Source organism: Arthrobacter sp. 1088, from assembly GCF_031455315.1.
Lineage (GTDB): Bacteria > Actinomycetota > Actinomycetes > Actinomycetales > Micrococcaceae > Arthrobacter.
Genome location: NZ_JAVDSM010000019.1, coordinates 13,559 through 26,627 on the forward strand (window position 1 = coordinate 13,559; position 13,069 = coordinate 26,627).

12 protein-coding genes and 1 tRNA gene are annotated in these 13,069 nt (G+C 63.3%); all 13 read right to left on the reverse strand.

What is annotated here, in order from left to right; translation table 11 throughout:
- Positions 1–13: 13 nt before the first annotated feature.
- Positions 14–1,369, reverse strand: coding sequence for an ABC transporter substrate-binding protein (locus J2Y41_RS21600; RefSeq protein WP_224166810.1), 1,356 nt, complete (start codon positions 1,367–1,369; stop codon positions 14–16).
- Positions 1,370–1,607: 238 nt separating this feature from the next.
- Positions 1,608–1,681, reverse strand: a tRNA-Leu gene (locus J2Y41_RS21605).
- A 21-nt stretch (positions 1,682–1,702) separates the two neighbouring features.
- Positions 1,703–2,623, reverse strand: a complete 921-nt coding sequence (locus J2Y41_RS21610; protein ID WP_309931616.1) for an N-acetyltransferase — start codon at positions 2,621–2,623, stop codon at positions 1,703–1,705.
- 60 nt (positions 2,624–2,683) lie between these two features.
- A complete protein-coding gene (locus tag J2Y41_RS21615; RefSeq protein ID WP_224166808.1) occupies positions 2,684–4,147 on the reverse strand; it encodes an NAD(P)/FAD-dependent oxidoreductase in 1,464 nt (487 codons plus the stop codon).
- A gap of 38 nt (positions 4,148–4,185) precedes the next feature.
- Positions 4,186–5,559, reverse strand: coding sequence for a S8 family serine peptidase (locus J2Y41_RS21620; protein WP_224091561.1), 1,374 nt, complete (start codon positions 5,557–5,559; stop codon positions 4,186–4,188).
- Positions 5,556–6,512, reverse strand: coding sequence for a Ppx/GppA phosphatase family protein (locus J2Y41_RS21625; protein ID WP_309931620.1), 957 nt, complete (start codon positions 6,510–6,512; stop codon positions 5,556–5,558). Before J2Y41_RS21625 ends, J2Y41_RS21620 begins: the two co-directional genes overlap by 4 nt.
- A complete protein-coding gene (locus J2Y41_RS21630; protein ID WP_224091559.1) occupies positions 6,509–7,192 on the reverse strand; it encodes a DUF501 domain-containing protein in 684 nt (227 codons plus the stop codon). The genes J2Y41_RS21625 and J2Y41_RS21630 overlap by 4 nt, the downstream gene beginning before the upstream one ends.
- A 69-nt stretch (positions 7,193–7,261) precedes the next feature.
- Positions 7,262–8,068 carry a septum formation initiator family protein gene (locus tag J2Y41_RS21635; protein ID WP_309931622.1) on the reverse strand — a complete coding sequence of 269 codons (807 nt, stop codon included), beginning with the start codon at positions 8,066–8,068 and terminating at the stop codon, positions 7,262–7,264.
- A gap of 180 nt (positions 8,069–8,248) precedes the next feature.
- Positions 8,249–9,529, reverse strand: a complete 1,281-nt coding sequence (gene eno / locus J2Y41_RS21640; protein WP_216924896.1) for a phosphopyruvate hydratase — start codon at positions 9,527–9,529, stop codon at positions 8,249–8,251.
- Between the two features lie 116 nt (positions 9,530–9,645).
- A complete protein-coding gene (locus tag J2Y41_RS21645; protein ID WP_224166803.1) occupies positions 9,646–10,344 on the reverse strand; it encodes a MazG nucleotide pyrophosphohydrolase domain-containing protein in 699 nt (232 codons plus the stop codon).
- Complete coding sequence (locus J2Y41_RS21650) at positions 10,322–11,464, reverse strand: adenosine deaminase (RefSeq protein WP_309931627.1); 1,143 nt, start codon at positions 11,462–11,464, stop codon at positions 10,322–10,324. Before J2Y41_RS21650 ends, J2Y41_RS21645 begins: the two co-directional genes overlap by 23 nt.
- 28 nt (positions 11,465–11,492) lie before the next feature.
- Positions 11,493–12,200, reverse strand: a complete 708-nt coding sequence (locus J2Y41_RS21655; RefSeq protein WP_309931671.1) for a DedA family protein — start codon at positions 12,198–12,200, stop codon at positions 11,493–11,495.
- 193 nt (positions 12,201–12,393) lie between these two features.
- On the reverse strand, positions 12,394–13,062 hold the full coding sequence (locus tag J2Y41_RS21660; RefSeq protein WP_309931629.1) for a DedA family protein: 669 nt from the start codon (positions 13,060–13,062) through the stop codon (positions 12,394–12,396).
- Between the last annotated feature and the right edge of the window lie 7 nt (positions 13,063–13,069).

A 13,069-nucleotide genomic window follows, 5' to 3' on the forward strand; every position in this document is an offset into this window, starting at 1 on the left:
GTCAGGATTTGGCTTAGAGCTTGCCGAACTCTTCGCGGACCGGCTTGTAGGTGTTGTTGTCCTGGTATTCGTAGATACCGATGTACGCCTCGGTGGGGTCACCGGCGTCGGAGAACGTTACCGGACCCGACTGGCCGTCGTAGTCGATGTCCTTGCCCTGGCGAAGCAGGGTTACGCAGGAGGCGAAGTCGGTGCACTTCTCGCCACCTTGGGAAACGTCCTTGAGCTTGGCTGCAATGTCCGTGCCCTTGGTGCTCTTGGCAGCTTCAGAGGCCAGCGAGATCAGGTTCACGGCGTCGTAGGACTCGCCTGCGTAGCTGTAATCCTTCAGTGCAGGATCGATGGCTAGGAGCTTCTGCTTGAAGGCGTCCTTGGCGAACGTACCGGGGATGGTTCCCTGTGCGCCCTTCAAGGTGCCGGCCTGGAAGTCCTTGCTGTAGTCCGAGGTGTTGCCGTCAACCATGAACAGCTGCGTGGGCTTGATTCCCTTGCCGGTGATCAGGGGGACGATGCTCTTTGCCTGGTCGAAGGTGATCAGTGCGATGGCGTCGGGCTTGGCGGCGATGACCTTGTCCACCTGGCTGCTGAACTGCGAGTCACCCTCGTTGAAGAGTTCCTCGGCTACAACCTTGCCGCCAGCAGCCTCAAAGGCTTCCTTGACGTTCTTCTGCAGGCCCGTGCCGTAGGCGTCGTTGAGGACGATCATGCCCACGGTCTGCGCACCACAGGTAGCCATGTAGTTGCCGAGGACCTTGCCCTGCAGGACGTCGGAGGGAGCAGTACGCCAGTACAGGCCCTTGTCGTCCCATGTAGTGAAGTCAGGGGACGTGTTCGCCGGCGAGAACTGGATGACCCCAGCGCCCGTGATCTGGTTGATAACAGTCTTGGAAACACCGGACGAAGCTGCACCGATGATTGCGCTCACGCCCTGGCCCAGGAGTGCGGTGGTGGACTGGGTTGCGATGTCGGTCTTGGTGTCACCGGAGTCACGGTGCACAACGGCAACAGGAGCGCCCAGAACGCCGCCGGCATCATTGACTTCCTTGATACCGAGGTTGACGCCAGCGATTTCGGGTGGGCCGAGGAACGCGAGCGACCCCGTCGTCGGCAGCAGCGATCCAAGCTTGAGAGGAGTGGCGGTAGTGGTGGTCGAGGGAGGTACGGGTCCCGTGTTGGTAGCAGCCTGGCTGTTGCCGGCTCCCGCCCCTGCACTCGGAGCCGGGCAGGAGATGCCTGCAGCGGCGGCGGAACTGGACCCGGTCTGGCTTGGCGTGGAGGACCCACCACAAGCTGTGGCCAGGAGGGCAACCCCAATGCCAAGCGCTGTAAGCTTGGCGGCTCGGGGCGCCGCTTGGGAAAGATCAAACATTCGTTGTCTCCTCGATCGAAAGGTGCGAACTGCCTTTGATGCGATAACTCAGGTGTTCCTGATTAAGACTCAAACTAGTGCAATTGATCCGGGAAGATAAGTGATTCAGGTCACATCCCTATAACACTCGTTGCCTGTGGGGAATCTGCGAGCCTGCTGGGAAAAGTGTATGAAGAATGCGGCCAATAAACTGGGGCAAGAAAATGGAAGGAGAGGTAACCTCCTCCCCTTCCATTTGTGCCCCAGGTGGGACTCGAACCCACAACACGCGGATTTTAAGTCCGCTGCCTCTGCCAATTGGGCTACTGGGGCGCCCGCACCATGGTATCCCAGCTACACGCGTTCGAATGGCGCCGCGTAGCGAAAGGTCCCCCGAACGCCGTCGGGCCATGCCGGAAGCGGCAGCAGCTGGAAGTGATCGCCCCAGGCAGCCTCGGGCGGTTCCACACCCAGGGAGGTGGCGGGCACGTAGCCGAAGCGCGGGTAGTAGAGGGGGCTGCCCAACAAAGCTATGGCAGGCTCCCCTGCCGCCGTGGCACGCGCGGCGGTTTCACGCATGAGGGCCGAGCCGACGCCGCGTCGCTGAAACTGGGGAAGCACTCCGATGGGACCCAATCCCACAAGTTCCAGGTCGCCGATCCAGCCACGGGTACTGATGGCGTGGCCAACAATGTCCCCGCCGATCTCAGCTACGATGCTCAACTCTGGAATGTACTCGTCGCACTCGAAGAGCTCGCGCAGCAAGCCAACCTCCAAGGGCGTCCCCTGGACCGGTTCGCCGGTCACTGGAGACACCGAAAAGGCCCGGGCGGTCAGTTCCAGGATTTCAGGACGGTCTTCTGGCCGCTCCGTCCGCAGGACCACTCCCCGGGCCAGCAAACGCAGCACGTCCAGCGCTCGGTCCGCTTCCGCTACGGGGACCAGCAGGTGGTCATGATGAAAGCCCGCCAGGACGTTGCAGCTGATGCCTGCGTGCGTCAGCGCCGCACTCACGGCCGCCGTCAAACCCACGGCTTCCAAGGCGGAATGGATCTGGAGCGTGATCCAGGCGGCCACGAAATCGTAGGAAAGACCAAGCCTGTCCGCTTCGTCCCGCCGCAGCACCACGGTCAAACCTTCGGCCTCCCGGACGGCGGCCTCGATGTCGCCTTCCAGCGGTTTGCCGTGCGGCCAGAGAGCGTACACATAGTCACCATCCCTGATGACAGGATGCAGGGACTCCAGGAGGGTCTTCAGATCGGTTTCGCCAGGCATGGCAACAGCTTAAACGACGACGGCCACTCCCCTGAGGGAGCAGCCGTCGTCGGACGTGTACTACTTGGCGTCAGCCGATACCGGAGTCTTGTCCTCGGCAGGCTTTTCCGCAACAGCAGGCGCGGGAGCCGGTGCAGGTGCAGCAGCCGGCTTGGGGGCCGGGGTTGCAGCTGCAACGAATGCGCCACGTGGGTTGTCCAGGTCAATCAGCTGCGTGGTGTCGCGGCCAGCAAAGAAGGCCAGGATCCAGCCGAAGATCACGCGGAACTTGCGCTCAACCGTGGGCATCGCCATTCCGTGGTAGCCACGGTGTGCCAGCCATGCGAGGCCGCCCTTGAGGCCGATGCGGCCGAGCAGGTTGATGTTGGCAACGCCCTTCCACTCGCCGAAGCCGGCAACAGCACCAAGGTTCTTGTGCTTGTAATCGTGCAGCGGCTTGTCCCAGCGGGAAGCCCACAGGTTCTTGGCGAGCTTCTTTGCCTGGCGGAGCGCGTGCTGGGCATTCGGCACACAGGTACCGTCCGGCAGGCCCTTGCCCGTGAGGTCCGGAACAGCGGCGATGTCGCCAGCTGCCCAGGCGTTCTCGACAATGCCTTCGTCGCCGGCAATACGGAGGTCCGGGAGGACGCGGACACGGCCTCGCGGTTCCAGCGGGAAGTCCGTTGAGCGGATCATCGGGTTGGCCTGCACACCGGCAGCCCACACGAGGGTGTCAGCTTCGACTTCACCGGCGGACGTCTTGTCCGGGAGGTTGATCAGCTTGAGGTTGCCCTCTGCACTGTCCAGGGAGGTGTTGAGGAGGACCTCGATGTCGCGGCTACGCAGGTGCTCTACGACCCACTCGGCCTGGGATGCGGTGACCTCGGGCATGATGCGGCCCATGGCTTCGACGAGGATGAAGCGGACTTCTTCCTGGCGGACACGCGGGTTGTTCTTGACCGCTGCGCGGGCGAGGTCTTCCATTTCGGTGAGGCATTCGATGCCTGCAAAACCGCCACCGACAACCACGAAGGTGAGGGCCTTGGCGCGCTCTGCGGGGTCCGTCATGGTGGAAGCGGCTTCGATGCGCTCCAGCACCTTGTTGCGAAGTGCTACGGCTTCCTCAATGGTCTTCAGGCCGATGCCCTTGTCAGCGAGGCCCTTGATGGGGAACGTGCGGGTGATGGCACCGGCTGCGATGACGACGTCGAAGTACGGAACCTCGAACGGAGCTTCACCATTGGCAGGAGCCACGACCGCAGTGCGGTTTGCGTGGTCGATGCTGGTGACGCGGCCCTGGATGAGTTCGGTCTGCTTGAGGTGCTGACGGTGGGAGACGACGGCGTGGCGTGCCTCGATGTTGCCACCAGCGACCTCGGGGAGGAACGGCTGGTACGTCATGTAGGGCAGTGGATCTACGACGGTGACGATGCCACCTGCATTCGCGATCTTCTTCTGCAGTTTAAGGGCTACGTACAGGCCGACGTAGCCGCCGCCGACGACGAGAACCCGGGGACGGTCAATGAGCTCTGGGGTGGTTGCCATGAAACCAGAGTACAGCACTTTGTGAAAATCTTCACTAGCTACTTCCGGGTGGGTGGATCCACCGCTTCCAGCGTTCCCGTTTCTGCCTCTTCCCCGGCAGTGGAAGGGTTCTTGGCGACCCTGCGCAACTGAATGGATGCGCCCACGATGATCACTGCGAAAATGCCGCCGAATCCGAGTACGACAGCGGCCGGAAGGGCATCATCCACATGTGCAGGAGTAGCGGCGACGGGAACCGTCGGATCTGCCAAGGTGGGTGCAGCGCTTGTAGGACTGGCCACAGGGGCCTCGGAGGGCGTGCTGAAGTCACCTCGCCGGTGGACGCGGATCCAGTCCGCGATCGATCCGAGTGGATTGGTGCTTGTTGTCTCTACCTGATCCTTCAGTGCTGCCTCTGCGTTGAGCACGCCGTAGCCGTAAAGGGGGTCCTTGCCAGGGGCACCGGCGTCCTTGGCCGTGCTGACAATCCTGTTGATGACCTGCTTCGCGCTCATGTCAGGCCACTTGGACCGGATGAGCGCAGCCACGCCGGAAACGATGGGCGCGGACCCGGACGTTCCAGCCCATTGCGCGTATCCGCCCCCGGGAAGGCCTCCCAACAGATTTTCTGCCGGTGCTGCAACGCCAATGCTGATCCCCTGGGAGGAGGAGTCGACGCTGGCCCGGCCATCGCCGTCGAGCCCTGCCACGGTGAGCACGCCGGGAATGGTGGCAGGAGCGCCAACCTGCACGTTGCCACCCACCCGGTTGCCCGCGGCGGCGACGATCACCACATCCTTTTGCTCGGCATACAGGAAGGCGGCATCCCAACTTTGAGGCCAAACCGGTGAGGTGCTGCCCAGGGAAATATTGATGACCTTCGCGCCATTGTCCACGGCCCAGCGCACGGCGTCCGGAATCTGTTCCTGGTCCGTCTTGCCTCCCGGATTAGGTGACCCCAGCCAGGTGGACACTGCCAGGATCTCCGCTTCAGGCGCGACGCCGATGATCCCGTCCGGTCCCCCGGCAGGAGGAACCGTCGGTGAGGCTGAGGGCGACGGGGAAGCTGTGGGCGTGGTGTGACCGCGCCCGGCAAGCATGGTGGCCACAAGGGTTCCGTGCTCTGTCTTGGCGCCTATGCTTTTCTGTCCGTTGGGCGCCCCGGCTCCGGAAACGTCCGTTCCGCCCACGACGACGCCCTTGAGGTCAGGGTGGTTCCCGTCAACGCCGCTATCGATGATGGCGACCTTGACTCCTGCACCCTTGGAGACCTGCCAGGCATTCGTGATTCCCGATTCCTTGAGCCAGTACTCCTTGTCCCGCCAGGCGTCCGCCATCGCTGCCGGTGCAGTCAACAGCGCACCCGCCAACGCTCCCCCGGCCAGCATCGTGGCCAGGGCAGCAGAAAGCAGGCGGTTGCATCGCAGGGTCATGCGGAGTCCCGGATACTCAGGGCAATCCCATCCAGGATGTCGTGCTCGCTCGAAATTGCACCGCCGATGGCACCGTTGCCCGCCGCAGCAAGCCTTTCCAGGATGCGCCGCCACACCAGGGCTCCAGCTCCAATAACGTCCACGCGGCCTGGGTGCATGTAGGGAAGGACCGCCCGCTCGTCGCGGGTCATCTCCAGCAGGCTGGTGCACGCGTCGCTGATGGTTTCAATGTCCAGGTAGGCGCCGTGGATCCGGTCCGGCTGGTATTCGCTGAGGCCCAGGGCGTGCGCAGTGATGGTGGTGATGGAACCCGCGACGCCAACCACGGCTGTGGCACGGTCCAACGGGACTGTCTGAGCGGCGAGGTCGAGTGCGGCGTCGACGTCGGCCTCTGCCGCGGCAATTTGCGCCGCCGTAGGCGGGTCGCTGCGAAGGTGCCGTTCGGTCAACCGTACACAGCCAATGTCCACCGAACGCGCAGCAATCACGCCATGGGCATCGCCGAGGACGAATTCGGTGCTGCCACCGCCAAGGTCAACCACCAGCACGGCGTCATCCCCCGTTACCGGCAAAACACTGCTTGCCCCTGCGAAGGACAGCGCAGCTTCCTCATCACCCGAGATAACTTCAGGCTCCACACCCAGAAGCTCACGGATCCCGTCAACGAAAACCTGGCGGTTCCTGGCGTCGCGGGTGGCCGAGGTGGCGGCAAAGCGCACGCGCGTGGCACCGTGTTCGCGGATAAGCGCTGCATAGTCCGCTGTGGCGGAGAAGGTGCGTTCCAAGGCCTCGGGAGCAAGTTCTCCGGTGGCATCTACGCCCTGGCCAAGCCGCACCACACGCATTTCACGCACGACGTCGGTCAGCGGCCCGGGGGCGCCGTTCGCCGAGGCATCGGCAATGAGGAGACGGATGGAGTTGGTTCCGCAGTCAATGGCAGCAACGCGGCTCATGCGTCCTCCACCACTTCGCTAACGGACGCGGCCTTGGGTTTACGGACCGGTGCCGGGCGACCCACGATGTCAGGCAAACCTTGAGGACCGTGACGGCTAAGATCCCTCGAGGGCGCCTCGCCTGCAGTGTCCCAGGCGCCATCGCAGTAGCAACGATCTTTGGTCCACCACTCTGAAATTGCTTCCAGGGCCTCATCGCCCAGCGGGTTGACCCCGGGACCGGCAGCCAGCGAGTGGCCAACCAGGACGTGCAAGCACTTGACGCGGGTGGGCATGCCACCAGCGGAGATCCCGTCGATTTCCGGCACGGCACCGGTCCCGGAACGTCCAGCGATCTCGTTGCGCGCCTGCAGGTAGGCCTCGTGGGCACCATGGTACGCATCCGCAAGTTCCTGGTCCGCGGTCAGCCGATCATTCATCTCATTCATCAGCCCGCCCGCTTCCAGGCGAGACACAGCGGACGTGATGACCGGGTGGGTCAGGTAGAACGTGGTGGGGAATGGGGTCCCGTTGCTGAGCCGGGGCGCCGTGGCCGCCACGAGCGGATTCCCACATACGCAGCGGGCGGGAATCTCCACCACGTCCCGCACCGGCCTGCCCAGCTGGCGGCTGAGGACATCGAGGTCGTGTGCTGATGGCTGGCGGGATTCCTGCGGCATGGCTGCCGTGTTCTCTTCCACTTGCGCTGCCAACCTTCCTGCCCTTTTGGCCATGTCCCGGAAGGAACACGACGGCGGCGGGCACCGCGTCTAGTCTGTTGCCGATCGTCTGATTGACTCCCAGAGCGCATCCACCCAGGGCAGGTTTGCCGGGTTTGCGGATGAGCCGGAGCCGGTGCGGCCCCCAGGGGTACCGGCGGCTTCTTCCCCGCCAAATACCCAGTAACCCGTTTCACCCGGCATAACCATGTTAATGCGGTCGCGGGCCTGCTGTTTCACGTAGTTGGGATCCTGCCACCGGGAAAGCTGCTTGTTCAGCTCCGCCTGCTCTGCCTGCTTGCTGGCGATCTCGGCCTCCAGCGCGGAGATTTCGGCCCGTTTCTCCAGGAAAATCCGGACCGTGGGCGCCAGCATGATGGTGATGGCAATCATGACGACGGCCAGCGCGAGCATCCTGCCCGAGAACGCCTTGGCCGGTACGGGATCGAGGTCCTGGGCATCACCGGCACTGTTGCCGGAGGCCTTGCTTGAAGCTTTCGTGGACGCGGCGGGGCTCGTCCTGGTGGCTGGGCTCTTGCCGCTGCCCGTGGTTTTGGTGGCGGGGCTTCTGCCGCTGCCCGGGGTTTTGGGAGCCCGGGTTTTTCTGGCGGCCGTTGCCGGCGTCGAGGATTCCGCAGGGGCGCGGGAAGCGCCGAACTCTGCCTCGATGACGTCCCCGTCGGCATGGCCTGCACTGTTTGGCTTGCCTGCCGTAGCGGGCCGTGCCGGGCCGTTGGCCGTGCCTGCGCCGTTTAGCCTGCCTGCGCTGTTCGGCCTTCCTGAGCTGTTTGGCCTTCCTGCGCTGTTCGGCCTTCCGAGGGCGTCGGCCCTGGGAACCTTTGGACGACGGGTGGCCATGACACTCCTGTAATGCCCGGTGCTTGCCTGGCGGGTTGCTGCGCTTGCCCTGCGCGTAACGTACGTGTGCGGAACTTGCGTAGGTCCTGCTGTGCCCGCGGCTCCGCAGGCAAGCGTTAAACAGAACCGGTGGCTATGGTCTTTCCACCATAGCCACCGGTCAGCTGTTTTCGCGGAATGCTAGCCCTTGAAACGCGGGAACGCGCTGCGGCCGGCGTAGCGTGCGGCGTCGTCGAGTTCTTCTTCGATGCGCAGGAGCTGGTTGTACTTTGCGACGCGCTCGGAGCGGGCCGGGGCACCGGTCTTGATCTGGCCCGCGTTGGTGGCAACGGCGATGTCAGCAATGGTGGTGTCCTCGGTTTCGCCGGAGCGGTGCGAGGTGATGGTGGTGTAACCGGAGCGCTGGGCCAGGGAAACGGCGTCCAGGGTCTCGGTCAGGGAACCGATCTGGTTGACCTTGACCAGCAGGGAGTTGGCCGTGGCGGCACTGATTCCCTGCTGCAGGCGGACCGGGTTGGTGACGAAGAGGTCATCGCCAACCAGCTGGACCTTGTCACCGATGGTGTCGGTGAGGGTCTTCCAGCCTTCCCAGTCGTTCTCGTCCAGCGGGTCTTCAATGGAGACCAGCGGGTAGTCGGCAACGAGCTCGGCGTAGTAGGCGCTCATTTCCGAGGCGGTCAGTGCCTTGCCTTCGAACTGGTATGCACCGTCCTTGTAGAACTCGGAGGATGCAACGTCCAGGGCAAGGGCGATGTCCGTGCCCGGGGTGTAGCCGGCGTTCTTGATGGCTTCCTGGATCAGGTCCAGTGCAGCGCGGTTGGACGGCAGGTTGGGGGCAAAGCCACCTTCGTCGCCGAGGCCCGTGGAGAGGCCCTTTTCCTGAAGGACGGCCTTGAGGTTGTGGTACACCTCAACGCCCCAGCGCAGGCCTTCGGAGAAGGTCTCGGCACCGATCGGGGCGATCATGAATTCCTGGATGTCAACATCGGAGTCGGCGTGCGAGCCACCGTTGAGGATGTTCATCAGCGGAACCGGCAGGACGTGTGCGTTCGGGCCACCGAGGTACTTGTACAGCGGCAGGTCCGAGGAAGCAGCGGCTGCGTTGGCAACGGCCAGGGAAACACCCAGGATGGCGTTGGCGCCGAGCTTGCTCTTGTTCGGGGTGCCGTCGAGGTCGATCATGGCCTGGTCGATGCTGCGCTGGTCCGTTGCGTCGAAACCAATGAGTGCCGGCGAGATCTCGTCGATGACCGCGTCAACGGCCTTCTGGACACCCTTGCCGAGGTAACGGCCCTTGTCGCCGTCGCGGAGTTCAACAGCTTCGTGTTCGCCGGTGGAGGCGCCGGAGGGAACTGCTGCGCGGCCGATCTGGCCGTCGGAAAGCAGGACCTCAACTTCTACGGTCGGGTTTCCGCGGGAATCAAGGATTTCGCGGGCGTGGATGGCATCGATAAGCGCCATGGATGTGCTCCTTATGGGCAAATTACAGGAATGTGGAGGGAAATTCTCAACGTCCTCGTCGCTACTAGCGTAGTCGAGAGTGGCTTAGGTTACGGAACGGGTTCAAACTCCTCACGTCATGAAGGCCGGGCCTTCCCGTTCTGAAACGATCGAACTGCTGCGCGGAGGGCACGCTCGGCGTCGAGCCCTTGCTCCCTGGCACCGGCAACGACGGCGAGCAACAGCTCACCGAGCGCCTCTTCCGAGTCTGGAACCGCAGGAAGCCCGACGGCGGTTGCCCGGCTTTGGGCGTCGACCGACAGACCCGCACGGGCAGCACGGTCCAGGGATTTTTGCGCCCCTGCCAAGGCAGGCAAGTGCGGTGGAATTCCCTCGAACGGATCGGCACGGCCGGGCTTCTCGGAACGCTTCACGGCATCCCACTTCAGGATGATTTCCTCGACCGTCGCCGGGAACGTGGCCTGCAGCGAACCGTCCGGCTTGAAGACGTGTGGATTGCGGCGGACCATCTTCGCGTTGATGCCGCGGGCCACAGCATCAAAGTCGAAGCTGCCGCGCTCCTCGGCAAGCCGGGCATGCAGCACCACTTGAAGCAGTACGTCGCCCAGCTCGCCGCGAAGCTCCTCGTCCCTGGCGGGCGAATCCCCGGCCTCAATCGAGTCCACAACCTCGTAGGCTTCCTCGATCAGGTACTCCACCAGGGACTCATGCGTCAGCGCACCCATCCAAGGGCAATGCTCGCGCAATGAGGCTATGGTCCGGATCAGCTCCGAAATGCCGTTGCCGGACTCCTTAGCCGAGGTTGGCGTAGGCATCGTTGATGTACTCGACCAAAGCTTCACGCTCGTCCAAGGGCAGGAAGGCGGCCTCTGCGGCGTTGAGCGTCAGTTCGAGCAAATCATCGAGGTCGTAGTCGAAAGTCTCCACCAGGAGCTCGAACTCGTCCGTCAACGTGACACCGCTCATGAGCCTGTTGTCCGTGTTGATGGTGACGTTGAAACCGAGCTGGAAAAGCATGTCCAACGGGTGGCTCTCGATGCCTTCGCCGAAGCTGGAGATAGCACCGGTCTGGAGGTTCGATGACGGGCAGATTTCCAGGGCGATTCCGCGGTCGCGCACCCAGGCGGCCACGCCGCCGAGTGTCACCATGCCGATGGTGTCCTCGCCGTCGTCGTCGGAGTTGTCCTCAAACTCCACCGTGATGTCCTCGGCAATACGCACCCCGTGCCCAAGCCGCAAAGCGCGTCCGTCCACGAGCGCCGACTGGATGCTGTCCAGGCCTGCGGCCTCACCGGCGTGGACCGTGGCCGGGAAGTTGTTCTCGGCAAGGTAGGTGAAGGCGTCCTTGAACCGTGAAGGCAGGAAGCCGTCCTCGGCTCCCGCGATGTCGAAACCGACAACGCCGTTGGCGCGGTGTCGAACAGCCAGCTCCGCGATTTCCTGGCCGCGGTCAGCGTGGCGCATCGCAGTGATGAGTTGCCCCACCTGGATCTGCTGGCCGCGTTCTTCAGCCGCATCCACGCCGGCTTCGAGGCCATCCTGGACCGCTTCCACCACTTCATCCAGGGTCAGGCCCTTCTGCAGGTGCTGCTCAGGGGCCCACCGGACTTCACCGTACACGACGCCGTCCTCGGCGAGGTCTTCCACGAATTCCTTGGCGACCCGGAACAAGCCCTCCTTGGTCTGCATCACGGCAATCGTGTGGTCGAACGTTTCCAGGTACCGCACCAGCGAACCGGAGTCCGCGGATTCCCGGAACCATTGGCCCAAGGCAACAGGATCAGTGGAAGGCAGCGTGTGGCCGACGGCGTGCGCCAATTCAATGATGGTTGCAGGCCGCAGTCCCCCGTCCAAGTGGTCATGGAGGGAAACCTTGGGAAGGCTCTTCAAATCGAAGTCGAGGGCAGGGGCAGCGTCAACAATGGGCTCAGTCACGTACTAACTGTAGGGGGACCGCAGGTGCTTAGCCAGCAGGCTTGGAGAGGTCGACGCCGGCGGCCGCCTTTGGGGTCAACTCCTGCGGGTTGGTCGTGGGCGCCAGCGCAGTTGCCGCAGCGGCGGCAGCCTGATCCTTCTTCTCCAGGTCCTTCTTTTCCAGGTACTTGTGCCACCAGCGAAGGACGTGGTCCACGACAATGCCCAGGATCACCGCGAACGCCACTGCAATGCCCACGCCAAGCAGCGGGTTGTTGTGCACCCATTGCCCTGCGAGGAGTCCGATGCCGATGGAGTAGCAAACCCAGGTGACGCAGGCAAAGGCATCCAGGAAGAAGAATGTCCTGTGACGGAATCCCGTCTGTCCGGCAACGTAGTTCACAGCCACACGTCCCCAGGGAATATACCGGGCCGTGAAGATCAGGACAGCCCCACGTTTGTCGAGCTCATACTGGGCCCAGGCGAACATCTTCCGGACCTTGGGGCGCCGCATCCACTTCCAACGGTTCAAGCCAATTTTGCGGCCCAGCATGTAGGCCATGTTGTCGCCTGCCATGGCACCCACCAATGCGGTGCCGCCGAGGATCCACAGGTTGGGCTGTCCGTTGTGGAGGGATAGTGCCGAGAGGCCAACGATGGCTGTTTCGCTGGGAAGGATGGTGGCAAATCCGTCAATGAAGAAGAAGACCAGAAGGACCGGATAAATCCAGGGCTGCCCTGCTGCATGCTCGAGCATTTGGTTCAAAAACTCCACGCGGCGGTAGCTCCTAGGCGAATATGACTTGACACTGTGACGGAAGTCGCTCTTAGTGTCCCATGGCCGGGACGTCGTTCGCTACGCCCCGGCCTCGGGATCACTGACTTAACGCTACTCGTGGACCCCGCGTTCCGGCCTCAGCCGCCGGACTGATCTTCCGGCGTCGTCCGTGTCATACCGTGGGTGGAGGCGGGGCTTCTTCCCCAGCGACATTCGTGCCTTCGGCGATGTTCTTGCGGTCCAGCGGAACCGATCCCCGGACTTTGCTGATGATGCGGTCGATGATGATTCCCAGGATCACCGCCACCACAATCGCAATCGCGGCACCCAATAGATGGTTGTGCTCGAACCAGACCCCGAAGAAGTACCCCAGGACCACGGAATAGCTGGCCCACAGGATGGCCGACATTGCGGTGAGCCCAATAAAGCGGCGGTGGTTGAAATGCGTGGCACCGGCCGTCAGGTTGACCGCCACCCGTCCGATCGGAATGAAGCGCGCCACCATGATGAGTGAGGCCGACCGCCGTCGAAGTTCCTTGCCGGCCCAGCGGAAGGCGCCCTGCATGCGCTGGGTGCGCATCCAGCGCCAACGCTGGATCCCGATGCGGTGGCCGATCAAGTAGGCAATATTGTCGCCTGAGAAAGCGCCAATTGCAGCCACCACACCGAGCAGCCACACGTTGGGCGAGCCTCCGCCGCCGGAGACCGCACTCAAGCCGACCACCACGGACTCGCTGGGAATCGGTGGGAAGAAACCGTCGATCAGGCAGCAGGCCAACACAAGGAACAACACCCACGGCTGCCCGGCCGCGGCGAGGATGAAATCGTTGATGGCCTGCACAGGATCT